21 protein-coding genes are annotated in these 24,195 nt (G+C 60.6%); 14 read left to right on the top strand and 7 right to left on the bottom strand.

Going from position 1 to position 24,195, the window contains the following annotated elements:
- Positions 1 to 431 precede the first annotated feature (431 nt).
- Positions 432 to 638 (top strand): hypothetical protein, encoded by a 207-nt coding sequence (locus FBZ97_RS33735; RefSeq protein ID WP_092720247.1) that lies wholly within the window; start codon positions 432 to 434, stop codon positions 636 to 638.
- Between the two features lie 66 nt (positions 639 to 704).
- Here FBZ97_RS33735 and FBZ97_RS33730 read toward each other — a convergent pair whose 3' ends face one another.
- The gene (locus tag FBZ97_RS33730) at positions 705 to 2,057 is read right to left on the bottom strand and encodes an ATP-binding protein (RefSeq protein ID WP_145324534.1); all 1,353 of its coding nucleotides are present in this window, start codon (positions 2,055 to 2,057) and stop codon (positions 705 to 707) included.
- A 3-nt stretch (positions 2,058 to 2,060) separates the two neighbouring features.
- Positions 2,061 to 2,780 carry a response regulator gene (locus tag FBZ97_RS33725; RefSeq protein WP_092720253.1) on the bottom strand — a complete coding sequence of 240 codons (720 nt, stop codon included), beginning with the start codon at positions 2,778 to 2,780 and terminating at the stop codon, positions 2,061 to 2,063.
- Positions 2,781 to 3,141: 361 nt separating this feature from the next.
- Between FBZ97_RS33725 and FBZ97_RS33720 the strand changes: the two genes are divergently transcribed.
- From FBZ97_RS33720 to FBZ97_RS33700, 5 genes are all read left to right on the top strand, one after another.
- Positions 3,142 to 3,942 carry a pseudouridine synthase gene (locus tag FBZ97_RS33720; protein WP_145324536.1) on the top strand — a complete coding sequence of 267 codons (801 nt, stop codon included), beginning with the start codon at positions 3,142 to 3,144 and terminating at the stop codon, positions 3,940 to 3,942.
- A 12-nt stretch (positions 3,943 to 3,954) separates the two neighbouring features.
- On the top strand, positions 3,955 to 4,638 hold the full coding sequence (locus FBZ97_RS33715; protein WP_145324538.1) for a phosphoribosyltransferase: 684 nt from the start codon (positions 3,955 to 3,957) through the stop codon (positions 4,636 to 4,638).
- Positions 4,639 to 4,781: 143 nt separating this feature from the next.
- Positions 4,782 to 5,726, top strand: a complete 945-nt coding sequence (locus FBZ97_RS33710) for a phosphoribosylaminoimidazolesuccinocarboxamide synthase (RefSeq protein WP_145324550.1) — start codon at positions 4,782 to 4,784, stop codon at positions 5,724 to 5,726.
- 350 nt (positions 5,727 to 6,076) lie between these two features.
- A complete protein-coding gene (locus tag FBZ97_RS33705) occupies positions 6,077 to 7,546 on the top strand; it encodes an efflux transporter outer membrane subunit (protein ID WP_113354112.1) in 1,470 nt (489 codons plus the stop codon).
- Between the two features lie 705 nt (positions 7,547 to 8,251).
- A complete protein-coding gene (locus FBZ97_RS33700) occupies positions 8,252 to 9,133 on the top strand; it encodes an SH3 domain-containing protein (protein ID WP_113330912.1) in 882 nt (293 codons plus the stop codon).
- 227 nt (positions 9,134 to 9,360) lie between these two features.
- Here the strand turns inward: FBZ97_RS33700 and FBZ97_RS33695 are convergent, their stop codons facing one another.
- Positions 9,361 to 9,603 carry a DUF982 domain-containing protein gene (locus tag FBZ97_RS33695; protein WP_095433530.1) on the bottom strand — a complete coding sequence of 81 codons (243 nt, stop codon included), beginning with the start codon at positions 9,601 to 9,603 and terminating at the stop codon, positions 9,361 to 9,363.
- A 440-nt stretch (positions 9,604 to 10,043) separates the two neighbouring features.
- The gene (locus FBZ97_RS34985; protein WP_069615327.1) at positions 10,044 to 10,232 is read right to left on the bottom strand and encodes a hypothetical protein; all 189 of its coding nucleotides are present in this window, start codon (positions 10,230 to 10,232) and stop codon (positions 10,044 to 10,046) included.
- 338 nt (positions 10,233 to 10,570) lie between these two features.
- On the opposite strand from FBZ97_RS34985, the gene FBZ97_RS33685 reads away from it, so the two are divergent.
- The 3 genes from FBZ97_RS33685 (at position 10,571) to dnaJ (ending at position 16,541) form a co-directional block, all read left to right on the top strand.
- On the top strand, positions 10,571 to 12,991 hold the full coding sequence (locus FBZ97_RS33685) for a transglycosylase domain-containing protein (RefSeq protein WP_145324540.1): 2,421 nt from the start codon (positions 10,571 to 10,573) through the stop codon (positions 12,989 to 12,991).
- A gap of 398 nt (positions 12,992 to 13,389) precedes the next feature.
- Positions 13,390 to 15,309, top strand: a complete 1,920-nt coding sequence (gene dnaK / locus FBZ97_RS33680) for a molecular chaperone DnaK (RefSeq protein ID WP_113330914.1) — start codon at positions 13,390 to 13,392, stop codon at positions 15,307 to 15,309.
- 86 nt (positions 15,310 to 15,395) lie between these two features.
- Positions 15,396 to 16,541 carry a molecular chaperone DnaJ gene (gene dnaJ / locus FBZ97_RS33675; RefSeq protein WP_069615446.1) on the top strand — a complete coding sequence of 382 codons (1,146 nt, stop codon included), beginning with the start codon at positions 15,396 to 15,398 and terminating at the stop codon, positions 16,539 to 16,541.
- A 70-nt stretch (positions 16,542 to 16,611) separates the two neighbouring features.
- Here dnaJ and FBZ97_RS33670 read toward each other — a convergent pair whose 3' ends face one another.
- The gene (locus FBZ97_RS33670) at positions 16,612 to 17,415 is read right to left on the bottom strand and encodes an APH(3'') family aminoglycoside O-phosphotransferase (RefSeq protein ID WP_246661946.1); all 804 of its coding nucleotides are present in this window, start codon (positions 17,413 to 17,415) and stop codon (positions 16,612 to 16,614) included.
- A gap of 364 nt (positions 17,416 to 17,779) precedes the next feature.
- Here FBZ97_RS33670 and recF point away from each other — a divergent pair, with 364 nt between their 5' ends.
- From recF to FBZ97_RS33655, 3 genes are read left to right on the top strand one after another with little or no spacing between them, the layout of a single operon-like run.
- Positions 17,780 to 18,907, top strand: a complete 1,128-nt coding sequence (gene recF / locus FBZ97_RS33665) for a DNA replication/repair protein RecF (RefSeq protein ID WP_145324542.1) — start codon at positions 17,780 to 17,782, stop codon at positions 18,905 to 18,907.
- Positions 18,908 to 18,942: 35 nt separating this feature from the next.
- Positions 18,943 to 19,713: a molybdopterin-synthase adenylyltransferase MoeB gene (locus FBZ97_RS33660; protein WP_145324544.1), complete on the top strand. Its 771-nt coding sequence runs from the start codon at positions 18,943 to 18,945 to the stop codon at positions 19,711 to 19,713.
- Positions 19,714 to 19,718: 5 nt separating this feature from the next.
- On the top strand, positions 19,719 to 20,189 hold the full coding sequence (locus FBZ97_RS33655) for a GNAT family N-acetyltransferase (RefSeq protein ID WP_173002590.1): 471 nt from the start codon (positions 19,719 to 19,721) through the stop codon (positions 20,187 to 20,189).
- A 27-nt stretch (positions 20,190 to 20,216) separates the two neighbouring features.
- Here the strand turns inward: FBZ97_RS33655 and murA are convergent, their stop codons facing one another.
- Positions 20,217 to 21,530, bottom strand: coding sequence for a UDP-N-acetylglucosamine 1-carboxyvinyltransferase (murA, locus tag FBZ97_RS33650; protein ID WP_145324547.1), 1,314 nt, complete (start codon positions 21,528 to 21,530; stop codon positions 20,217 to 20,219).
- 142 nt (positions 21,531 to 21,672) lie between these two features.
- Positions 21,673 to 22,674: a D-glycerate dehydrogenase gene (locus FBZ97_RS33645; RefSeq protein ID WP_095433520.1), complete on the bottom strand. Its 1,002-nt coding sequence runs from the start codon at positions 22,672 to 22,674 to the stop codon at positions 21,673 to 21,675.
- A gap of 192 nt (positions 22,675 to 22,866) precedes the next feature.
- On the opposite strand from FBZ97_RS33645, the gene FBZ97_RS33640 reads away from it, so the two are divergent.
- Both FBZ97_RS33640 and FBZ97_RS33635 read left to right on the top strand, forming a co-directional pair.
- Positions 22,867 to 23,406 carry an SH3 domain-containing protein gene (locus tag FBZ97_RS33640; protein WP_113330920.1) on the top strand — a complete coding sequence of 180 codons (540 nt, stop codon included), beginning with the start codon at positions 22,867 to 22,869 and terminating at the stop codon, positions 23,404 to 23,406.
- Positions 23,407 to 23,500: 94 nt separating this feature from the next.
- Complete coding sequence (locus FBZ97_RS33635; RefSeq protein WP_233788791.1) at positions 23,501 to 24,103, top strand: cadmium resistance transporter; 603 nt, start codon at positions 23,501 to 23,503, stop codon at positions 24,101 to 24,103.
- The last annotated feature ends 92 nt before the right edge of the window (positions 24,104 to 24,195 follow it).

Genomic DNA, 24,195 nt, shown 5'->3' with positions numbered 1-24,195 from the left:
CGCAGCCAATCCAGGAAACACCAGAGCGAGAGACTTCGTCGCCAGCAGCGCCGCCGCCCTCGTCAGTGATCGGGCTTATAGACCCCCCAACCCGACATAGTCAACACTCCAACTGTAAAAATTCTGACATTTTTGTAAGTGATTGAATTTAAAAGGGGATTTGTGGGGCGCGACGGAAAACAGGTGGTTTTTGCCTCAAAAGCTGCAAAAATCTTGTCCGGAAGGTCAAATTTTGCTCTGGCGTCAGAATCTGAAGACGTTCTCCCTATTATGCGCCCTACGCATCCATTAAAGCCCTTCCTTACAAGCAACCGAACGACAGATCGGGTTTCCGGGGCAAATCCCTCGACCGCAAGCCTCAGAAAAACCAAGATTTTCCCTAAGGTTTCTGCTATGGTTGAGGCTAGATATAAAGGGGAAGGGAGGAAACAATGCATACTACAAGACCGGAAAGCATTATCGAAGTCAGCTTCGACAGCGCTAACGGCCGCCGTGCGCTCGGTATTATGAGCATGCGCCAGGCATTGGATCTGCCCGACCTGCCGAGCTTCACCTATACGCATCCTGATCCGCAGAAGGCGGCGGCTGGCATTGTCTTGAGCCGGCAAGAGCTGCAGAGCTTCCTGACCTGCCATTGAGTGGGCCGCCTTGCATACCGCGTCGATCGTGCCCGGGCGCGATCGACGCTTAAGCGACGCCTGTCTTCAGGCCGCTCTTTTTTCCATTACCGCCAGCGGCAGCAGGACGACGGCATTCAGGCCGCCTCCTTCGCGGTCTTCCAGACAGAGTGTGCCGCCATGCGCATCGAGAATCTGGCGGACGATCGCCAAGCCGAGCCCGCTGCCGCCGAGATCGCGATTGCGCGATTCCTCCAGCCGCACGAAGGGTTCGAGGACCTCTTTGCGTCGCTCTTCCGGGATGCCCGGTCCGCGATCGCCGACAACGATGGCGGCGTGGTCGCCACGACGCTCGATGACAATATCGGCCCGGCCACCATAGCGCAGCGCATTGTCGATAAGATTGTCGAGTACCCGTACCAGAGCGGTCTCGGTCATCGTCACCCCGATCGACTGCCCGATCGGCGCAAAACCCGCGAGGCCCTGCCCGTCCTGCCGCTCCGCAAGGTGACCTCGAATGGCCGCATCGAGATCGACGATGGTCTTGCCTTCCGAAACGACGGTGCTGCGGGCAAAGCCGAGCGCATCCTCCACCAGCCGCTGCATGGCCTCGACATCCGCGATCGCCCGCTCTCGATGCGGCGTGTCCGGCATCATTTCCATGCGCAGGCGGAAGCGGGTGAGATAGGTCCTCAGATCATGCGAGATCGCTCCGAGGATCAGGGTACGATTACTGACCAGGGCGGCGATGCGCAGCTGCATGGCGTTGATCGCCTTGATCAGCATGCGCAGCTCGCAGGCGCCTCTTTCAGGAATATGAACCGGCTGCAGACCATTGCCTATCGAGTTGACGGTTCGCGACAGGCGCGTCAAGGGCCGGGTTTCGCGCGCCACCGCGGCAATGGCGATGACTGCGACCAGCATGCCGAGAATGCCCGAGATAAGGCCGATGGGAATTCCGCGCAATCTCACGGTCGGGGTCTCGGGAAGATTGAAGACCGCAATCTTGCCGCCGGCGACGCCGATCGACACTTCCATGATCCGGTCCGGCGCACCGACCGAGAACCAGCCCTGCGGTCTTTCCGACAGCGAGCGCATGTTGAAGTAGCGGTTGCCGAAGGCGATGTTGACGAATTCACGCGCCAGCTTGCCGGTAAGCGTCAGATCCGAAGTCTCGCTCTTCTCACCGGCTGCCGGCGCATCGGCAAGCCGTATCGCCAAACCATTGGCATGCAGCGCCCGCACGGCGATCGGCTGCGCCTCAGGCGGAACGGCATCGAGAAGACGGACCGCCGTCTTGACCTGCATGGCCGGCGACAGTTCCGGATTGAATGGCGTATCCGGCTTGAGCTGCGCGGCAACGAAAGCCGCAAGCTGGATAATGAACAATGCCACGGCGACGATCATGATGATGCGGGCGACGAGACCGAGTTTCAGCATGGCTCAGACATCTTTCACGTCCATTGTGAGGAGATAGCCTGCGTTGCGCACGGTGGTGATGATATGGGCGCCATCGGGCAGACAATGGCCGAGCTTGGTGCGCAAGCGGGAGACCGTGACATCGATGGTGCGATCGAAAGGATCGGCACCGCGGCCGCGCGTCCAATCGAGCAGTTGCTCACGCGACAGCACACGGCGGGGCCTTTCGAGGAAGCAGACGAGCAGATCGAATTCGGCCGTCGTCAGATGCACGACGCGCTCACCGTCCATCTCGATCACCCGGCCATCAAGGTCGACCGTCAGCCCCGCAAAGCTCTTTCTCCTCGACGGACGGCTGATATCTTCCGGCCGCTCCGGGCCGGAACGGCGGAGGATGGCGCGGATGCGCGCCAGGAGCTCGCGCGGATTGAAAGGCTTGCCGAGATAATCGTCGGCCCCCATTTCGAGGCCGAGGATGCGGTCTATATCTTCCGTTTTCGCCGTCAGCATGAGGATCGGTACCTTGCTGCGGGCGCGGATACGACGGCATGCCGACAGGCCGTCTTCGCCGGGCAGCATCAGATCGAGGATAATCAGATCAGGAAAGCCCTTGGACAAAAGGCGATCCATGGCAGCGGCGCTGTCGGCCGCCTGCACGGAAAAACCCTCACGGCTCAGGAACTCTTCCAGGAGCGCCCTAATCTCGCGGTCGTCCTCGACCAGAAGCAGCGATGCGGAAACCATGGCTCTTCCATGCGGGGCGAGAGGCGGTCTTGGCAACAGGGAAACGGCCGGCGTTACAAACTGTAACAAATTTCCCCTCTTTTGAAAAATCCCAGCAAAAGAAGCAGTGCAGTTTCTCTGCAATCGCGATCCCTCCGGAGCGAATGGCGGCAGCCATGTTGCCGTCTACCGACCCCATCGCCCGCTCCGGTCCGCGACAGGGCTCGCATCCATGAAATGCGAGCCCTGTCTGCATTTCAGATCGGTCTTTCCGATCCTGCCTCGACAATGCGATTTGCGTCCGGTTCGCTGCCATGCGAAAGGATTGTGCTCCACCGGCTGCCATGCCGGGCCACGGCAACAAGCATATGAGGCAAGACGGGTGAGCCAACGGCAATCACCGCAGAGATCCGGCAGGGCGGCGAAAGGCAGGCCGGAGCCAGAGGGCAAGCGCGTGACCTTGCCGCGGGCGCTTTCCAAGCTCGGCTATTGCTCCCGCACCCAGGCAGAGGCGCTGATCGCTGCCGGCCGTGTGAGCGTGGACGGGCGCAAAGTGTCAGATCCCGCCGTCTGGGTCGATCTCGAACATTCGAAATTCGCGGTCGACGGCACGGAAATCGCTGCGGAGAAAAAACTCTATTTCATGCTGAACAAGCCGCGCGGGCTGGTGACCACCCGCGATGACCCTGAAGGGCGACCGACGGTTTATGACTGCCTGAAGGAGATCGATGCCCGCCACCTCGCTCCGGTCGGGCGACTGGACAAGGCGAGCGAGGGGTTGCTGCTCTTTACCAATGATACGGTGCTGGCGCAGGCCCTGCTCGATCCGGTCAGCCATGTCGGCAAGACCTATCATGTGCAGGTCGACCGGATCATGGATCACGAGCAGCTTTCGCGCATGGAACGCGGCATCATCGACGATGGCGAACTGCTGACCGCCAGTTCCGCCCGCCTCCTGCGCAGCGGCGATCGCAATGGCTGGATCGAGGTGGAGCTGAAGGAGGGTCGCAACCGTCAGATACGGCGCATGCTCGAGGCGCTCGGCATCGAATGCCTGCGGCTGGTGCGCGTCGCCTTCGGCGATATCGCGCTCGGCGATCTGCCGAAGGGGGCCGCTAGAGCCCTGACCGAGGCAGAGATCCTCGGGTTGCACCGGCGCGCAGGAATGAAGATCAACAGATAGAGGCAGGCTGCCATGCAACCCCATGACTTCTGGCAGGAGCTGCATGCGCCTGACACGTTCGATCCCATGGCGGAGCGCACGGATTTTCATGTCGCCGAATTGCCGGACGGGCGTCAGCTGCGTCTGCCGATCCGGGTCCTTGCCGATGGCGAACATGCGCTGGCATCGCTGATCGTCAACCAGGCAAGCTTCACCGTGCTGGAAGCTCTGGCGGAGGCGCTTGTGGAGCGGATAGCAGCTTATGATATCGATGTCGTCGCCGGCTTGCCGACCCTCGGTCTGACGCTGGCAGCAGCAGTTGCCCGCGCACGTGGCCATGCGCGTTACGTGCCGCTCGGGACATCGCGCAAGTTCTGGTATCGCGACGAACTGTCGGTCACGCTTTCCTCCATCACCACGCCGAACCAGGAAAAGCGTCTTTATATAGATCCGCGCATGTTGCCATTGCTGCAAGGCAAGCGCGTGGCACTCATTGACGACGTCATCTCCAGCGGCGCGTCGATCGTGTCCGGGCTTGCTCTCCTGGCATCCTGCAATATCGAGCCTGTCGTGATCGGCGCGGCCATGCTGCAATCCGATCGCTGGCGGGATCGTGTCGATCTCAACGGGAAGCGATGGAGCGAGAGGATCGTCGGCGTGTTTTCGACACCGATCCTCGAGCAAGGTGAAAACGGTTGCTGGCGCCGGCCGGGCTGACACTTTTCGCGCCCGCGCCCCGACGAATGGAGCCGTTTCCATATTATTATATGTGAAAACCGTTCCGATTCCGGCTGCAATGCGCTAAGGGTCCGCTCAAGAAGCATCCGCCGTGCGGATGCACGAGCCTGTTGGTGGACGCGTTGCGAATTCTCTCCGAAGCCCATTTCCCCGAATTGCCCAACTACTATCGCGGCAAGGTGCGCGAGAATTACGATCTGCCCGATGGCAGCCGCATTATCATCAGTACCGATCGGTTGAGTGCCTTCGACCGCATCCTTACCTGCATCCCCTACAAGGGTCAGGTGCTGACGCAGACGGCCCGCTACTGGTTCGAACAGACACGCGATATCTGCCCGAACCATGTCATCGACTATCCGGACCCGAACGTCGTCGTCGGAAAGCGGCTGAATATCCTGCCCGTCGAGGTCGTCGTTCGCGGCTATCTCGCCGGCACCACGGGCACATCGGTTCTGACGCTCTATAAAAAGGGTCAGCGCGAGATGTACGGCATCACGCTCCCGGATGGCATGCGCGACAACCAGATCCTGCCCGAGCCGATCATCACGCCGACGAGCAAGGAATTCGACGGCGGACACGATGAGCCGCTGACGCCGACCCAGATTGTCGAGCACGGGCTTCTGACAAAAGAGCAATGGCAGACGCTGACACATTATGCTTTTGCCCTGTTCGCACGCGGGCAGGACATCGCCCGCAAGCGCGGGCTGATCCTCGTCGATACCAAATATGAATTCGGAACCGACGAAAACGGCACCATCATCCTTGCCGACGAGATCCATACGCCCGACAGCAGCCGCTACTGGCTGGCCTACAGCTATGAGGACAGATTCGAAAAGGGGGCACGCCCGGAAAGCTTCGACAAGGATTTCGTCCGCGCCTGGGTCACCGAGCGCTGCGATCCTTACAAGGACGAGATTCCGGAGATTCCGAGCGACCTCATCGAACAGACGTCCAAAGTCTATATCCGCGCCTATGAAGCAATCACGGGCATGTCTTTCGTGCCTGACGATCGCGGCGCGACACCGCTTGACCGGGTTCGCGCAAGCCTCGCTCGCTACTTCCCGTAAGGACAGTCCGAACGGACTTTCGACTGGAGCGATTCTGCGAAGCAACTCCCTAGAGTTGCGGCGTTGGCCTATTTTTGGCTACGCTGCAGCCTTGAGTGGTGCGCAAAAGGGTATGTTTTTTGCAACACCTTAGATTTTTTTTAACGGCACGCTGATATTTCGGCCGATCCCACATATGTTCGCAGCCGAGAATTCGTAAAAGCCACTGTGCTATTGCAAAACTCATTGCTAGATTGACGCCGACCGCTTCGGGTCATTGTTTGTGTTGCGTAAGACTGGAGCGCCAGCATATGGGGTCACGCCGATCCCGAAAAAAAACTGATCAGTAAATTGAATTGTGGGACAATGTGATGGTTTCCATTCGTACTGCCGCCCCCGCCCTGCTGCTTGTTTTGGCAGGCTGCGTCAGCGGCCCAGACCATAAGCCACCGGAAATGCCTCTCCCGGCCAAATTCTCGGAGGGCGGTACGAAGGCGAACGGCGATATCGCCGGCTCGCAATGGTGGACTGCTTTCGGCGATTCCAAGCTGAATGCCTTCGCCGCACAGGGACTTGCCCAGAACCTTACCATCCAGCAGGCACTGGAACGTATCAACCAGGCAGAAGCTGCCGTCGTCACGGCAGGTGCAGGCGGCCTCCCGAGCCTTACTGTCTCCGGCGACAACACGACCAGCGGCCAGAAGGGTGGCTCGAGAGTATCAAGCTCAGCTGGACGACGGAACACGACGACGGGCACTGCTTCGGCTTCCTGGCTGCTCGACCTGTGGGGTCAGTATCGCCGCGCAACGGAAAGCGCCAACGCCTCGCTCGACGCCGCCTACTCGACCGTCGACGTCCAGCGCCTGACCTATCTGCAGGATCTCGCCAACAGCTACGTCAATGCCCGGTATTATCAGAGGCTCATCTCGATCGCGCAGGAGAACCTGAAATCGCGGCGCGATACTCTTTCGCTGACCAAGTTCCAGCTCGAAGCCGGTGCGGCATCACGTCTTGATGTGGTTCAGGCGGAAGGCCTCGTCAATCAGACGCTGGCTCTGGTGCCTGGTTATGAAATCAGCTATCGCCAGCAGGTGCATCATATTGCAACGCTGCTCAACGTTCCTTCATCGACGATCATCGCGCAGATGCAGGGTAGCGGCAGACAGCCGGTGTTCCGCGGCAGCGTCCGCAGCGGCGTTCCGGCAGACCTGATCCGTAACCGTCCGGATATTCGCGTGGCAGAGCGCACCCTCGCAGCTTCGACGGCCCAGATTGGCGTTGCCGAAGCCAAGCTCTTCCCGTCGATCACGCTTAGCGGCTCGATTTCGCCGACCTACATCCATACCTCATCGGCGAGCGGTGGTCTGACCACCTGGTCCTTCGGCCCGTCGCTGAACCTGCCGATCTTCGATGGCGGCGCCCTGCGCGCTGGTGTCAAGAGCGCTGAATCGACAAGCCGTGAGAACTATCTCGCCTGGCAGCAGACGGTGCGAGAAGCTGTTGAACAGGTTGAAAACGCGCTATCCGCAGTTGCGCGTGACGCACAGACGGTCGCCGCGCTGCAGGCTCAGGTCAAGTCCTATCAGGAAGCCCTGCAGCTCTCGACGGCAAGCTATAAGGACGGTGCATCCTCGCTGCTCGACGTTCTCGACGCACAGCGCAACGTGACCGCAGCCCAGCAGAGCCTGGCGCAAGCCATTCAGCAGAGCGCCCTCGACTATATCTCGCTGAACGTCGCGATCGGCGCAGGCTATGTGCCAGCCGGCAAGGCGACCATTGCCGCAGGGCCGACCAGAGCCAAAGCCGAGGCCATCAAGGTTGCGGCCAAGAAGACGAACTAAGCACATTGACCGGGCTACGCCTGGTCTTATCGCTTAAACCGAGAACCGCCGCGGGAATCTGTGGCGGTTTTCTTTTGAGCGCAAGGAAATGGCGAAAATGAAAATGGCGTGCTACGCTTGCGCGAACACGCCATAACCAAAAACAAAAAAGGCCGGAATGATCCGGCCTTTCGCCATCCGCCTTCGCATCAGTGCCAGTACATCCGTGGTCAAAGGCAAGGGCGGAACTGCAGCCAGATTGATTATGAAAGGTCAACGAAGAGTTAACGCTGCTTCCATGATATCGACGGACCAAACGGCTCGCTTTCCAGCGCGCCAGCGCCCATCGGCTGCATGACTGGATCGTATATCGGCGTCCAAGGTGTCAATTTCAAGGCCGCTTTTTAGTTTCTTCGAAAAAACCTTGAGGCAGCCGACGCTGCTACGCCGGTAATGCCGAGGAAGGCAAGTGAGCCTTGTCAAAAAGACTCGCAGCTTTTCAGTTTCGAACTGATGCCGTTCAAGCTGCATTCATGCAATTACTTCTACAACACATGTAAAGATTGAAGAGGCACCATGGAATCCTATCAGATTCCGTGCAGCGCCAGGCCTTTATCTTGCCGAAATTGGAAAGTCTTACCGAAGAGCGCCGGGGTAGGCGCACGACAGCGGAACAGGCACCAGCCGGCGATTTCGCGGCTTGGGTGCGCAAAGGGAGAGTAATCTATGAGGTTCAAGATTCTTGCGGCGGGCATTCTGGCGGCGCTCGTGGCGCTGCCAGCCATCGCGGAAGCGGCAGAAGGCTTTGCCACCGCGAACGTCAACATGCGGTCCGGTCCGAGTACCGCCTATCCGGCAGTGACGATGATCCCCGTCGGTGTGCCGCTTCAGATCAACGGCTGCCTTAACGATACGCCATGGTGCGATGTTTCCTTCTATGGCGGCCGCGGATGGGTTGCGGGTCGTTATATCCAGGCAACCTATCAGTCACGCCGCATCTATGTCGGTCCGCAATATTACCGCCCGCTTGGCATCCCGACGGTGGTCTTCAACTTCGACGACTACTGGGGTCGCTATTATCGCGGTCGCGACTTCTATCGTGACCGCGACCGCTGGCGGCGCGGCCCGGGCTGGGTCGATCGCCGCCCCGACAGCGGCTGGGACCGCAATCCTCCAGGCTGGGATAACGGGCCGGACCGCAATTGGGACCGTCGCCCGGATCGCAATCGCGATTGGGATCGCGGATCGGACTGGAATGACAGACCGGACCGCAACTGGGATCGCCGGCCCGACCGTGATCGCGACTGGGACAGGCAACGCGACGGCAATCGCGACTGGGGCAGACAGCGCCCGGACAACAACCAGGATTGGGGTAACCGGCCGGATCGCCAGCGCGACAACAATCGCCCTGACAATAATCGTCCGGACAACCGCCCGCGTCCGGAACCGCAGCAGGCTCAACCGCAACCACAGCCGCAGCAGCCGCCGCCGCAGGCCAATCCGCGGCCGAATGCAGGCGAGCCGGGGCCTTATAGCCCTGACCACAGGGATCCATGCCCCGCGTCGGAGCCCAATTGTCGGATGTCCGTGAGAGGCTCGAACCGCTGACGGCCAGCCCTGCGACCGCCTGAAAAACCAAAGGCCGGCGACTTCGAAAGTCGCCGGCCTTTTCATGAGATTGCATCGCCTCCGAGGAGAATGCGCTCACCATCATGGGGGAGCTGCATTCAAGAGATGCTTTCGTGGAGGAAACGCGCTCAAAACTCTCGCCTTCTGCCGCGCTTCCGCCGGTTCGCAAGATTTGGGCGGTTGATCCGCGGTGGTAGCGGCATGCTTCAATGCATCTTGAGATGCGCTTCCCGCGTCGCCGAGATGAACATTTCCCGTGCCTCTTCGGCGGACTTGCGGCCGTCGATGGCAGCCCGGCAAAGGCTTCTTGCCGCCACGTAGAGCGGACCGCGCCGGTCAGGCCAGAGATTGGCCATGCAATTGAGGGCCTCGGACGGGCCTGTCACGACCTGGAACGTACCCTGAGCAAAACCGATCTCAATTGGATTGCTCCATTTGATGTGTCGCATGAACACTCCTCCTCACGCGCTACCAATTGCTTGGAACCGCCCTGCAAGACGGCCACATGTCAATACTATAACCTTGATCAGCCCATTCGAAAATATGGAAGATTGCGTGCGCCGCGCGAAGTATCGACGCATTTGGATCGCAGCCTCGCTCCGTATGAAGGCAAGCGAAGCGCTGTCCTGAGATTTCAGGAGAGCGGGCATGGTCGCGGATAACGGAAGCCGCACGGGCGATCTATTTTTCACGTGCGATCCGCCTTGCCTCATCCGGGGAAAAACCGGCGCGGCGTGCGAGCCGTTCGAGGCCAAATATCCGGTCAATCTGGTCGACCAGCCACAATTCGAAACGTTTCCACATCGGCATAGCCTCCTCCGCTGCGAATCGCTCGGTCGCAGCAGCCCACGAAACATCGCGCCGGCCTGCCAAATCCTTCAGCGACCCATCAACGGAATTGGGGCGGCCTTTGCGCGTTTGAGAGCAATTCCTGCTTTGTTGCGAAGTCGCCGAACAGCTTTTTCAGCCGGGCTTCCTCCTCCTTGCAAATCCGATGACGCCGGACGAAATCCTCGACGCTCCAGACCTCGCGCAACTTGCTCTCTTCAACTTCCTCTATCTTCAGCAATGAACTCATGGGTTCGCCCTCTATCGTTTTTGTGAGGGGATAATGCTCAGGATGGCGAAAAGTTCCCTGCGCACGCCTGGCAGGCGCCGGGCGAAGGCAGCGGCAAGCGGATCGGAATGTTCTTAATCCCTCCTTAAATCGCCGCATTTACAGTTCAGGCGGGACTTAATGTCTTCACGAGCGGTGCATGGACGAATAGCGGGTTGCTCCGCCTTGAAAGCCAATGAGGGTTTTCGAGGTCGCGCGCCGACCAGGCGACGGATCAAGCTTAAAGATTTCTACCGCTCCCGTAATCAGCCTGATAGAAGACATGGAATACAAGGGCACCGAGGTACGACCGGCCGGCAATGGCAGATAAGAAGAAATCACGCCAGAGGATAGAACCATCCTTTTCCAGCGGCCGGGAACGCATCGAGGACGGATTCAATGCCGGGGAGCGCATCGTCGGCAACAGGCGCTCGGCCAAGAAATATTCGTCTTCTTCCAAAACATACTACGAAGAGCCGGAACCTGACGAAGACGAGGATGAAGACGGCGAGGATGAACCCGTGGTCGAAAAACCTCGCCGCACCCGTGCCAGCAGCCGCCGCAAACCGGCACGCCGTGCGCGGCCGCGGCGCGGCTTCTTCGGCTTCATCCGTTCGACGATCTACTGGGGCCTCGTGCTTTGCCTCTGGGCCGGCATCGGCCTTGCCGGTCTCGTCGCCTATTATGGCTCGCGCATGCCGAGCGCCAGCACGTGGTCGATCCCTGAGCGGCCGCCGAACGTCAAGATCAACGATCTCGACGGCAGCCTGATCGCCAATCGTGGCACGACGGGCGGTGAAGCGGTCGCGCTCGGCGACATGTCCCCCTATATCCCGGAAGCCATCATCGCCATCGAGGATCGGCGCTTCTATTCGCATTTCGGCTTCGACCCGATCGGCCTTGCCCGCGCCGTCGTGACCAATGTGGTAACCGGGCACGCCGTCCAAGGCGGCTCGACGCTGACGCAGCAGCTTGCCAAGAACCTGTTCCTGTCGCCGGACCGCACGCTGGAACGCAAGGTGCAGGAAGTGCTGCTGGCGCTGTGGCTGGAGCATAAGTACACCAAGGATCAGATCCTGACGATGTACCTGAACCGCGTCTATTTCGGCTCCAACGCCTATGGCGTCGAGGCTGCCTCGCGGCGCTACTTCAACAAATCGGCAAAGGACGTCAATCTCGGCGAAGCCGCCATGCTCGCTGGTCTGGTCAAGGCCCCCTCGCGACTGTCGCCGGCCCGCGATCCCGCCGCCGCCGAGGCCCGCGCGCAGCTCGTGCTGCAGGCGATGCACGACCAGGGCTTCATCAGCGAATCCGACATCAAGACGGCGATGGCGCAGCCGCCGACCCGATCGAAGAGCTATTGGAGCGGCGCGGAGAATTACGTCGCCGACATGGTCATGGACCAATTGCCGAAGCTGATCGGCGGCGACGTCAAGGAAGACCTGATCGTCGACACGACGCTCGACATGTCGCTGGAGGAAAAGGCCGAGAAGGCGCTGAGCGACGTGCTCGAAAAGGAAGGCAAGAAGCTCAACGCCTCTCAGGCCTCGCTCGTCTCCGTCGATGCGACGGGTGCGATCCGCGCGCTCGTCGGCGGCCGCGACTATGCGCAGAGCCAGTTTAACCGTGCCGTGACGGCCAAGCGCCAGCCTGGCTCCGCCTTCAAGCCCTTCGTCTATACCGCGGCGCTTGAGATGGGCCTGACGCCCAATTCGATCCGCAACGACATGCCGGTCAAGATCGGCAACTGGGCGCCTGAGAATTACGAGCAGCGCTACAGCGGCCCGGTGACGCTGGCAACTGCGGTGGCTAAATCGCTGAACACCGTTGCCGCGCAGCTCGTCGCCGAAGTCGGGCCGGACCAGGTCATCAAGGTTGCCCGCAGGCTCGGCATCGAATCAGACCTGCAGGCCAATGCCTCGATCGCGCTTGGTACATCCGAAGTGTCGCTGCTGGAGCTTACCTCCGCCTATGCCACCTTCATGAACGGCGGCTACAAAGTGGCTCCGCATGTCATCACCAAGGTGACGACCGCCTCCGGCAAGGTGCTCTACCAGGCCAATACAGACAATCCGGAGCGCGTCTTGAACCCGGATATCGTCACGAACATGAATGCCATGATGGCCGGCGTCATCGCCAATGGCACCGGCAAGGCGGCGCGCATTCCCGGCTGGCAGGCGGCCGGCAAATCAGGCACGACGCAATCCTTCCGCGACGCGCTCTTCGTCGGCTTCACCAGCCATCTGACCACGGGCGTCTGGTTCGGCAATGACGACGGCAAATCGATGCGCAAGGTGACTGGCGGCGGGCTGCCGGCGAAAGCATGGAAGGAATTCATGGTCGCCGCCCACAAGGGCATCACGCCGACGCCGATCTTCGGCGGCGGCCAGATCATCGACAACGGCCTGCCGATGGCGCAGACGGGACCGAACGGCGACCAGCCGACCACCATCGGCAACATCATCTCCGGCGTCGCCGATGGTGGACAGCCGGTGCAGCAGCCGACCTTGCAGCAAAGGCCGTCGCAGCAGCCGATCCAGCCGCAGATCGTCAACCAGACCGCCGCCAACGACGATCCGCAGGATTTGCCGCCGGCAAATCTTGCCGACGACACCAATCCCTATAGCTCCAACCCCTATGATAGCGATATACCGCCCGCCGATGTCGGCGACAGCGGCGCTCCGGTCGCCACCACACGGTCGCACCGCTCGTCGCTGCTCGACGTCATCCTCGGCCGATAAAATTGCAATTTTGCGCCTACAGCGCCGCACGTCATATATCGCGCGCAAAGGCCGCCGCAGCTCTGCATATCTGCTGCATAATTTTTTCCCTAAATCGATCCCGATTTAAGGAATCATGCAGCAGACGCTTGCATGGCCGCGACAAGGCTGCTCTGATACACGGTCGCGTCCAAATCCGCTGATCCCCGGCGCATACGGGACCACGTGGAATTTGGGCGACAAACCATTTGTTTTGCTGGATTTCAGGCGATTTCCTGCCTTGCAGTCAGTAAAACCGCTACTTATATACGCGGCATCACCGCAGTCATGGCTGCGCAATCCTCAAGACCATCCCGTAAGGGGCTGTCAATGGAATGCCTGACAGGGGTTCCGATAGCTTGCTTCAAGGAGAGAATGACATGGCAAAAGTAATTGGTATCGACCTTGGAACGACAAATTCCTGCGTCGCCGTCATGGACGGTAAGGACGCAAAAGTGATCGAAAATGCCGAAGGCGCCCGGACCACCCCCTCCATGGTTGCCTTCACCGACGATGGTGAACGTCTCGTCGGCCAGCCGGCCAAGCGCCAGGCTGTCACCAACCCCACAAATACCCTCTTCGCTGTCAAGCGCCTCATCGGCCGCCGCTACGAAGATCCGACCGTCGAGAAGGACAAGCACCTTGTTCCCTTCAACATCGTTCGGGGCGACAATGGCGACGCCTGGGTCGAAGCCAACGGCAAGGGCTATTCGCCCGCTCAGATTTCCGCAATGATCCTTCAGAAGATGAAGGAAACCGCCGAATCCTATCTCGGCGAAAAGGTCGACAAGGCCGTTATCACCGTTCCCGCATACTTCAACGACGCTCAGCGCCAGGCAACCAAGGATGCCGGCAAGATCGCTGGTCTCGAAGTTCTGCGTATCATCAACGAGCCGACGGCTGCAGCACTCGCCTATGGCCTCGACAAGAAGGACGGCAAGACCATCGCCGTTTACGACCTTGGCGGCGGCACCTTCGATATTTCCATCCTCGAAATCGGCGATGGCGTCTTCGAAGTGAAGTCGACCAACGGCGACACCTTCCTCGGCGGTGAAGACTTCGACATGCGTCTCGTCGAATACCTCGTTGCCGAATTCAAGAAGGACAACGGCATCGACCTCAAGGGCGACAAGCTTGCCCTGCAGCGCCTGAAGGAAGCTGCCGAAAAGGCCAAGATCGAACTGTCCTCTTCGCAGCAGACCGAAATCAACCTGCCCTTCATCACGGCAGACGCCACCGGCCCGAAGCACCTGACGCTGAAGCTGACCCGCGCCAAGCTGGAAAGCCTGGTCGACGATCTCGTCCAGCGCACCATCGCTCCGTGCAAGGCAGCGCTCAAGGATGCCGGCGTTACCGCTGCCGAAATCGACGAAGTCGTTCTTGTCGGCGGCATGAGCCGCATGCCGAAGGTACAGGAAGTCGTCAAGCAGCTGTTCGGCAAGGAGCCGCACAAGGGCGTCAACCCGGATGAAGTCGTCGCACTCGGCGCCGCCATCCAGGCCGGCGTTCTGCAAGGCGATGTCAAGGACGTTCTGCTCCTCGACGTGACCCCGCTGTCTCTCGGCATCGAAACGCTGGGCGGCGTCTTCACCCGTCTGATCGAACGCAACACGACGATCCCGACGAAGAAGTCGCAGACCTTCTCGACCGCCGACGACAACCAGTCGGCCGTGACCATCCGCGTTTCGCAGGGCGAGCGTGAAATGGCTGCCGACAACAAGCTGCTCGGCCAGTTCGACCTCGTCGGCCTGCCGCCGGCACCGCGTGGTGTTCCGCAGATCGAAGTCACCTTCGATATCGACGCCAACGGCATTGTTCAGGTTTCGGCCAAGGACAAGGGCACCGGCAAGGAACAGCAGATCCGCATCCAGGCTTCCGGCGGTCTTTCCGACGCCGACATCGAAAAGATGGTCAAGGATGCCGAAGCTCACGCTGCTGAAGACAAGAAGCGCCGCGAAGGTGTCGAAGCCAAGAACCAAGCTGAAAGCCTGATCCACTCCAGCGAGAAGTCGCTGAAGGATTACGGCGACAAGGTCACCGAAGCAGATCGCACCGCGATCTCCGATGCGATTGCAGCGCTGAAGACGGCGACCGAAGCTTCCGAGCCGGATGCCGAAGACATCAAGGCCAAGACCCAGACGCTCATGGAAGTTTCCATGAAGCTCGGCCAGGCGATCTATGAGGCCCAGCAGGCGGAAGCCGGCTCCGGTGATGCCTCGGCAGCGGGCGGCAAGGACGATGTCGTCGATGCCGACTACGAGGAAATCAAGGACGAAGACGACCGCAAGCGGTCTGCATAAGCGAGAATCGAAAGATTCTTGAGGAAACTTAGCTCCGGCTGCCTTCGGGCAGCCGGAAATCCATTTCCGGGGTTCTAATCCTTAATATGGCAAAAGCGGATTTTTACGAGACATTGGGCGTCTCCAAGACGGCGGACGAGAAAGAGCTGAAGAGCGCCTTTCGCAAGCTGGCAATGCAATATCATCCGGACAAGAACCCGGACGACAGCAACGCCGAGCGGAAGTTCAAGGAAATCAACGAAGCCTACGAAACGCTCAAGGACCCGCAGAAGCGCGCAGCCTATGACCGATACGGCCATGCTGCTTTCGAGCATGGCGGCATGGGCGGCGGTGGCGGCTTCGGAGCCGGTTTCGGCGGTGGCGGCTTCTCCGATATTTTCGAGGATATTTTCGGCGAGATGATGGGTGGCGGCCGCTCGCGCGGGCGTTCATCCGGCGGTCGCGAGCGCGGCGCCGATCTTCGCTACAATATGGAAATCTCGCTCGAGGAAGCCTTCAGCGGCAAGACAGCACAGATTCGCGTGCCGACTTCGATCACCTGCGACGTCTGTTCCGGCTCGGGCGCCAAGCCCGGCACCCAGCCAAAGACCTGCGGCACCTGCCAAGGCTCCGGCCGCGTCCGCGCCGCCCAGGGCTTCTTCTCCGTCGAGCGCACTTGCCCGACCTGTCACGGTCGCGGCCAGATCATTCCCGACCCTTGCACGAAATGTCATGGCCAGGGCCGGGTGACCGAGGAGCGTTCGCTCTCCGTCAATATCCCGTCGGGCATCGAAGACGGCACGCGCATCCGCCTGCAGGGCGAAGGCGAAGCCGGCCTGCGCGGTGGTCCTTCGGGCGACCTCTACATCTTCCTCTCCGTCAAGCCGCATGAATTCTTCCAGCGGGATGGCGCCGACCTCTATTGCGCCGTGCCAATCTCGATGACGACGGCGGCGCTTGGCGGCACTTTCGATGTCGCGACCCTCGACGGCACGAAATCGCGCGTCACCGTTCCCGAAGGCACGCAGGTCGGCAAGCAGTTCCGACTGAAGGGCAAGGGCATGCCGGTGCTGCGTTCCAGCCAGGTCGGCGATCTCTACATCCAGATCCAGATCGAGACCCCGCAGAAGCTGACCAAGCGCCAGCGCGAGCTGCTGCAGGAGTTCGAGCAGATCTCCTCGAAGGACAACAATCCCGAATCGACCGGCTTCTTCGCCCGCATGAAGGATTTCTTCGATACGTTCAGCGACTGATTCGCGAATCAAAATGTTTCACATGAATCCGGCCGATGATTCGGCCGGATTTTTTATCGGCATGCGCGAATCAGCCCCAGGTCAGCGGATCGAGCCGGAGATAGAAGGCGAGACGTTCGCGATCCGGCTCTGCGATTTCCAAGGTTTCGAACAGGATCGAAAAGGCTCGCTCTCGTTGTTCGAGCGTCACCCAGCTCTCCTCGGCATTGGCAATCATCAGCGAGAGATCGACATAACGATCGGCCTTGCCGACACGGCCCAGATCGATCAGCCCAGTACATTGCAGGCTATGCGGATCGATCATGAAATTGGGCATGCAGGCATCGCCATGGCAGAGAACCCTGTCGATGGCTTCCTGATCGAGCCGAACCGGCAGATCGCGCTCGACGCGATCAAGCAGTTCGCGGGCCGGCCTATTGTGATCTTCAGGCGGCAGGAAATCTGGGTTTACAGCATCTCGCGAAACCACATCCGCTGCCTTTGCGAACATCAGCGACAGGCTGCGATCGAAGGGGCATCGATCAATCGGCAGCTCATGAAGAGATTTCAGCTGCCGCGCCATCGATGGCCAGGCCTTCAGCAGCGCATCTCCATCCAGCTCGGCTGCCGGTACGCCGGGAATTGTTGTCATGATCAGGCATGCACCCTCCTCCGCCTCCCGCCAATCGATGACTTCAGGCACGGCAATGCCGTTGCCTTGCAGCCAAAGCAGCCGGTCGCGCTCGCCGGCAAGATCGGCCGACCGGGCTGACGACGCGATTTTCGCATAAGCAAGGCCATCTTCGCGGCGATAGACGAGATCGCCCGATTCGCCCGTTTTCACGCGCGCCCAATCGGCGCGCGTATGCACGAGCAGTGCTTTTGCAAATTCCAATTGATGCCCCCTTTTATCCAAAACCTTCCCGAGCATGGCGATATAGGTAGTGCCGTGCGCTAATGCCAATATCGGCGGGAATTCAAACAGATCTCTTCAAAAGACAAGAATGCCGAATGGCAGGCGAATCAGCCGCCCTCGTGGTTCGAGACGGCCCCTTGGGCCTCCTCACCATGAGGGCTCATCCCCTCGCTTTGCCGCAGCTTCCCTCAGCCTGCGGTCTCACTCCAACCCTCATCCTGCGCCCGTCGAAGGACGAGGGTGGCCCGTGACGGCGCTTACATTTCGAACTATCGGCAAAAACCTTGCACTTGCGCGGGGTTCGGCATACCCCTCGGCCATCGATTGCGAATCTTAAAGACAGATGCCGAACAAGGTTTCCATCTCGCGCCTCAAGCTGACCGACTTCCGCAACTATGCGGCGGCGGCGCTGACGCTTGACGAGCGGCACGTGGTGCTGACCGGCGACAACGGCGCCGGCAAGACCAATCTCATGGAAGCGGTCTCTCTGCTATCGCCTGGCCGCGGCCTGCGTCGCGCCGCCTATACCGATGTCACGCGGGTCGATGCGCCAGGCGGCTTTTCCATCTTCGCGGAGCTCGAGGGCATGGATGGCAGCGTCGAAATCGGCACCGGCATCGATACGACCGACGAATCAGCCGCCCGTCGGCTGCGAATCAACGGCACTCCAGCCAAGACGGTCGACGAACTGACCGATCATCTGCGCGTTCTCTGGCTGACGCCGGCCATGGATGGCCTCTTTACCGGCGGCTCCTCGGAACGCCGCCGTTTCCTTGACCGACTAGTCCTGTCGCTTGACCCCGCCCATGGCCGCCGCGCCAGCGATTTCGAGCGCGCCATGCGCAGCCGCAACAAGCTTTTATCCGAAAGCCGGTTCGATCCATCCTGGCTCGGCGGCATCGAGGAACAGATGGCAAGCCTCGGCATCGCCATGGCGATCGCGCGGCAGGAAATGCTCGGCCTTCTCTCACGGCTGATTGCCGAGACGCGCGAGACGACACCATTTCCATCCGCGGCGCTTGAGCTTTCCGGCTTCCTCGACGGACAGTTCGACCGGCCGGCCGTCGATCTCGAAGATACCTACGCCGATATGCTGCGCGAGGGGCGTTACCGCGATGCGGCCGCCGGTCGCACGCTGGATGGACCGCATCGGGCCGACCTTCTGGTGAGGCATCGCGAGAAGGATATGGAAGCGGAGCGCTGCTCGACCGGTGAGCAAAAGGCGCTTCTCGTCGGCCTCATCCTTGCCCATGCGCGTTTAGTTGGCAATCTCACAGGCTATGCGCCGATCCTGCTGCTCGACGAGATCGCCGCCCATCTTGATGAGGGACGGCGTGCTGCGCTTTTCGATCTCATCGACGGGCTCGGCGGCCAGGCCTTCATGACCGGCACGGACAAATCCATGTTCTCGGCTCTTGGCGAGCGCGCGCAATTCTTTACCGTGGCGCATGGCGGCATTACGAAATCCTAGCGCCTCCTCGCCCTCGATTGTGCTAGACTTTTGCCATGGATCCTTTGAGCTCAGACGAAATCGCCCGCTATCACCGCCATATCCTCCTGCCGGAGGTCGGTGGCACTGGCCAGCAAAAATTGAAGGCGGCGCGTGTGCTTGTCATCGGCGCCGGCGGCCTTAGTGCGCCGGTGTTGCAATATCTTGCGGCCGCCGGCGTCGGCACGCTCGGCATTGCCGATGATGACCGCGTTTCGCTGTCCAACCTGCAGCGGCAGGTGATTCACGATACGGGCACGATCGGCGAACTGAAAACCCAGAGCGCGGCAGACGCCATCACGCGGCTGAACCCGCATGTGCGCACCATCCGCTTCGAGGAACGGTTCAGTGCCGATACGGCTGCGCGGCACCTCGCCGGTTTCGATCTCGTCATCGACGGCTCCGACAATTTCGATACGCGCTATGCGGCTGCCGATGCCACCGAAGCAGCGCATTTGCCGCTGGTGACAGGTGCTGTCGGGCGCTTCGATGGATCTGTCACCACGTTGAAGCCTTACGAGAGCGATGCGGACGGTAACCTCAATCCTCGCTATCGCGATCTCTTCCCGGCGCCACCGCCGGAGGGTCTCATTCCGAGCTGCGCCGAGGCGGGCATCATTGGCGCCTTGACCGGCGTCATCGGCACGCTCATGGCGATGGAGGCGATCAAGCTCATCACAGGCATCGGCGAGCCGCTGATCGGTCGCCTGTTGCTTTATGACGGGCTTTCATCGCGCTTCGAAACCGTGCGCTATCGCCGCAAACGCGCCCGGGTTGCTGCTGAATGAGCGATATCACGCTTCGTCGCCTCGATGATGGCTTCGATCGCTGGGATGCGTTGCTGGATCTGATCCTGACGTCCTTCGCCTATATGAACGGACGCATCGATCCGCCCTCCTCGGCGCTGGCGCTGACATCCGAAACGCTGAAAGCGAAGGCACTTAGCGAGATCGCTTATGTGGCGCTCGATGGCGAACAGTTGGTCGGCTGCATTTTCTGCCGGCCGGAGGCAGAGAGCCTTTATGTCGGCAAGCTCGCCGTGGTGCCGGCGGCGCAAGGTAAAGGTATCGGCAAGCAACTGCTGGGCCTGGCCGAGACAGCGGCGCGAGAGCTTGGCCTCAAGGCGTTGCGGCTTGAAACGCGGATCGAGCTCACCGACAATCACGCCACCTTCGCAGCATGGGGCTTTCGGAAGACGGCCGAAAATCGCCACGCCGGGTTCGATCGGACGACGTCGATCGAGATGCGCAAGGCGATTGCCTAACGCATCCTCAGCCGGTGGATGGAGCCGTCACGCCTCGCGCGGCGGGATGCGGGTGATGCGGGCACCCAGGGCGTTCAGCCGCTCCTCGATGCGCTCATAACCGCGCTCGATCTGCTGGGCATTGTTGATGACGCTCGTGCCCTCGGCGCACATGGCCGCGATCAACATGGCCATGCCGGCACGAATGTCAGGGCTTTCGAGCTGAGCGGCGCGCAGCTTGGAGGGGCCGGCAACGATGGCGCGATGCGGATCACACAGCACGATGCGGGCGCCCATGGCGATCAGCTTGTCGACGAAGAACATGCGGCTTTCGAACATTTTCTCGAACATCAGCACGATGCCATCACATTGCGTGGCGGTGACGATGGCAATCGACATGGTATCGGCCGGAAAGGCGGGCCAGGGCTGGTCTTCTATCTTCGGAATATGACCGCCGAAATCCGGCTGGATCTTCATTTCCTGGCCGGAGCGGATGATGAGATCGTCACCGTCAATCTGGCAGCGGATGCCGAGGCGCTCGAAGGTCATCAGCGTGGAGCGCAGATGCTCGACGCCTGCACGGCGAATGGTGATTTCCGAACCGGTGACGGCGGCAAGGCCGATCAGCGAGCCAACCTCATTGTGATCGGGACCGATGCGATGCGATGCACCGTCCAGCCGCTGCCCGCCGTGAATGGTCATCATATTGGTGCCCACGCCTTCGATTCGGGCGCCCATGGCAATCAGGAAGCGGGCGAGATCCTGAACATGCGGCTCAGAGGCGCAATTGCGCAGGATCGTCGTCCCCTCGGCGAAAACGGCGGCGCAAAGAGCATTTTCCGTCGCCGTCACGGAGGGCTCGTCGAGAAAGACATCGGCGCCGCGCAATCCTTTCGTGCGGAAGCTATAGACGCTGTTGACCTCGATCTTCGCGCCGAGCTGTTCCAGCGCCAGGAAATGCGTATCGACACGCCGGCGACCAATAACATCGCCGCCAGGTGGCGGCAGGGTGATCTCGCCACAACGCGCCAACATCGGTCCGGCAAGCAGGATGGAGGCGCGGATGCGGGCGCAAAGATCGGGATCGAGATTGGCAGGACGAAGCTCCCGCGCTTCGATTTCGAGCTCGTTCTTACCCAGCCAACGCACTTTTGCACCGACCGATTGGATCAGCTCCACCAGCGCCTCGACATCGCGAATACGCGGCACATTGCTGAGCTCGACACGTTGATCGGTCAGAAGCGATGCGGCGATGATCGGCAACGCAGCATTCTTGTTGCCGCTGGGTTCGATCTCGCCCGAGAGCTTGAAGCCGCCCTCGACCACATATTGCACCCGCTCATGCGGCAGCGCCCGCGCCATGATTTCCGCCCTTCCTGATTTATGTTTGTGGTCACCTCTGGGCCGGCTTTGTGACATGCACATGACCGGCGAGAGGGAAGTGAGATCAAATTTGCAGCCGGGTATTCAGCCGCGTTTCGGCGGGCGAATCAGCATGCTTCAGTCACCGAAACGGCAGAACGCGATTGGGCGGGCGATGGCCGTCGATGAAGGTGCGGATGTTGATGATGACCTTGTCACCCATGTCGATTCGGCCCTCGAGTGTGGCCGAGCTCATATGCGGCAGGATCACCACCTTGCCTTCGTTGGCGAGCTTCACCAGCTTCGGATTGACGGCGGGTTCGTTCTCGAACACGTCAAGGCCGGCGCCGGCAATCTTGCCCTCGCGCAGGATCTTGATCAGCGCCGTCTCGTCGATGACGTCGCCGCGCGCCGTGTTGACGATATAGCTCGTCGGCTGCAGCAGCGCCAGGCGGCGGGCCGAGATCAGATGATAGGTCGCCGGTGTCGACGGGCAATTGACCGAGACGATATCGACGCGAGCGAGCATCTGGTCGAGGCTGTCCCAATAGGTCGCCTCCAGTTCGTCCTCCGTCGCCGGATTGACGCGCTTGCGATTGTGATAATGGATTGAAAGGCCAAAAGCCTTGGCGCGGCGGGCAACGGCCGTGCCGATCCGCCCCATGCCGACGATGCCGATGCGCTTACCGTGGATGCGGCGGCCGAGCATCCAGGTGGGCGACCATCCGGCCCATTCGCCGGGGCTGTCCGTCAGCACGCGCGCACCTTCCGCTAGCCGCCGAGGCACGGCGAGGATGAGCGCCATGGTCATGTCGGCGGTATCTTCGGTCAGCACATTGGGCGTATTGGTGACGGTGATGCCGCGGCGGGCGGCGGCTTCGACATCGATATGATCCGTGCCGTTGGAGAAGCTGGCGATCAGCTTCATCTGCGGGCCGGCTTCTTCGATGATCTCGGCATCGATGCGGTCGGTGACTGTCGGCACGAGCACGTCGACAGAGCGGACGGCCTCAATCAATTCGTCTTTCGTGCGCGGGCGATCATCGATGTTGAGTTCGGCATCGAAGAGCTCGCGCATGCGCGTCTCCACCGCGTCAGGCAATTTGCGCGTGACATAGACCTTCGGTTTTTTCTTCGTCGTCATGGCGAGCGGCGATGCCTTGTTCAGATGTTCTTAACCAAGAAGCAGGATAATTTTCCCGTTCCGGGCATTTCTACCAGACCCGCAGGCGAAGACAAACAAAACTCGCTGACGCGATCCGAGGATTTGCCGCTCACCGGAGCGAAAGGTCGCCGGAATGGCGCGCCTTTGTCATGACGAACGAACGGAAATCCCATGCGTGGCAACGTCTTGAAGTCCTGCGCCATTTTCGCAATCGGCCTGATGATGGCCGCTGTGTCGGCCGATCTTGCCGCCGCCCAGGCCGCCAAGGGGCCGAGCGGCCTACCGCTGCCGCGCTTCGTCACACTGAAATCGAAGCGGGTCAATCTGCGCATCGGCCCGAGCGCGGATTACGCCGTATCGTGGCTCTATCTCAAGCAGGGTCTGCCGGTCGAAATCATCCAGGAATATGATAACTGGCGGCGCGTGCGCGATGCCGACGGCACCGAAGGCTGGGTCAACCAATCTCTGCTGTCGGGCCAGCGCTCGGCCATTGCCGCTCCCTGGATGAAAGGCAAGGGCAAGGCCGTCTTCGTCAACATGCGCCGCGAATCCCAACCGTCCGCCGCCGTCATTGCCAAGCTTCAGCCCGGCGTGATGATGAGCGTCAAGGAATGCACGGGCGATTGGTGCCTCGTCACCGCCGACGGCACCGAGGGATGGGTGGCGCAATCCGAGATCTGGGGCGCTTACCCCGGCGAAGCCTTCAAGTAACGACCGCTCGCTTGGCGCCGAACGCAGCCACGCGACTTTCGCTACGCAATGCTGTATCCGGGATCGGATAGGGAGACCGGCGATCTTGGGTTACGTGCTAGGCGTTTTCGGCGTTGCCATCGTCATGTTCGCATCGACGAACATAGACGACATATTCGTCCTTCTCGGCTTTTTCGCCGATCGGAAATTCCGCCTGAGACAGATCGTCATTGGCCAATATCTCGGCATCGGCGCGCTCTATGGCTTCAGTGCCCTCGCCTCGTTTCTGGTTCTCGTCATTCCCGCTGCCTATATTGGCCTGCTCGGCCTTGCGCCGATCTATTTTGGCCTCAGGCGACTATGGGAGCTCTGGAACGGCATCGAGACCGGCGAAGATCCGGAAGATCATGCGAAAGCTTCGGCGGGACATGGAAACATTGTGGCGGTCGCGCTGGTGACGATCGCCAATGGCGGCGACAATATCAGCATCTATACGCCGATCTTCGCAACACGTTCCGCCTATGAGATCCTCGCCATCGGCTGCATGTTCGCGGTGCTGACGGCCATCTGGCTTGGTGCCGCGCACTCGCTCGTCAATCATCCGACCTTGGGTGCACCGATCCGTCGCCACGGCCACAGGATCGTGCCGTTCGTCCTGATCGCTCTCGGCATCCTCATCTTCTACGAGGGCGGGACCGCAACGCTCTTCTGGCACTAAAGTATCCGTTTCAATCAAGCGGGTTTTGGTGTCCATTTTTGCTGTTTTCGCAGGAGTGCGTTTGCAAGGACAACGAGCTTTCGCATGATAGC

Source organism: Rhizobium sp. ERR 942 (assembly GCF_007828395.1).
GTDB classification, from domain to species: domain Bacteria; phylum Pseudomonadota; class Alphaproteobacteria; order Rhizobiales; family Rhizobiaceae; genus Rhizobium; species Rhizobium dioscoreae.
This window is presented reverse-complemented; position numbering and strand designations above follow the sequence as displayed.

What these genes read in the sequence shown, in the direction of transcription:
- FBZ97_RS33735 (WP_092720247.1), top strand. Translation starts at nt 432, where the DNA reads ATGCATACTACAAGACCGGAAAGCATTATCGAAGTCAGCTTCGACAGC.
- FBZ97_RS33730 (WP_145324534.1), bottom strand. Translation starts at nt 2,057, where the DNA reads ATGCTGAAACTCGGTCTCGTCGCCCGCATCATCATGATCGTCGCCGTG.
- FBZ97_RS33725 (WP_092720253.1), bottom strand. Translation starts at nt 2,780, where the DNA reads ATGGTTTCCGCATCGCTGCTTCTGGTCGAGGACGACCGCGAGATTAGG.
- FBZ97_RS33715 (WP_145324538.1), top strand. Translation starts at nt 3,955, where the DNA reads ATGCAACCCCATGACTTCTGGCAGGAGCTGCATGCGCCTGACACGTTC.
- FBZ97_RS33705 (WP_113354112.1), top strand. Translation starts at nt 6,077, where the DNA reads ATGGTTTCCATTCGTACTGCCGCCCCCGCCCTGCTGCTTGTTTTGGCA.
- FBZ97_RS33700 (WP_113330912.1), top strand. Translation starts at nt 8,252, where the DNA reads ATGAGGTTCAAGATTCTTGCGGCGGGCATTCTGGCGGCGCTCGTGGCG.
- FBZ97_RS33695 (WP_095433530.1), bottom strand. Translation starts at nt 9,603, where the DNA reads ATGCGACACATCAAATGGAGCAATCCAATTGAGATCGGTTTTGCTCAG.
- FBZ97_RS34985 (WP_069615327.1), bottom strand. Translation starts at nt 10,232, where the DNA reads ATGAGTTCATTGCTGAAGATAGAGGAAGTTGAAGAGAGCAAGTTGCGC.
- FBZ97_RS33685 (WP_145324540.1), top strand. Translation starts at nt 10,571, where the DNA reads ATGGCAGATAAGAAGAAATCACGCCAGAGGATAGAACCATCCTTTTCC.
- dnaK (WP_113330914.1), top strand. Translation starts at nt 13,390, where the DNA reads ATGGCAAAAGTAATTGGTATCGACCTTGGAACGACAAATTCCTGCGTC.
- dnaJ (WP_069615446.1), top strand. Translation starts at nt 15,396, where the DNA reads ATGGCAAAAGCGGATTTTTACGAGACATTGGGCGTCTCCAAGACGGCG.
- recF (WP_145324542.1), top strand. Translation starts at nt 17,780, where the DNA reads ATGCCGAACAAGGTTTCCATCTCGCGCCTCAAGCTGACCGACTTCCGC.
- FBZ97_RS33660 (WP_145324544.1), top strand. Translation starts at nt 18,943, where the DNA reads ATGGATCCTTTGAGCTCAGACGAAATCGCCCGCTATCACCGCCATATC.
- murA (WP_145324547.1), bottom strand. Translation starts at nt 21,530, where the DNA reads ATGGCGCGGGCGCTGCCGCATGAGCGGGTGCAATATGTGGTCGAGGGC.
- FBZ97_RS33645 (WP_095433520.1), bottom strand. Translation starts at nt 22,674, where the DNA reads ATGACGACGAAGAAAAAACCGAAGGTCTATGTCACGCGCAAATTGCCT.
- FBZ97_RS33640 (WP_113330920.1), top strand. Translation starts at nt 22,867, where the DNA reads ATGCGTGGCAACGTCTTGAAGTCCTGCGCCATTTTCGCAATCGGCCTG.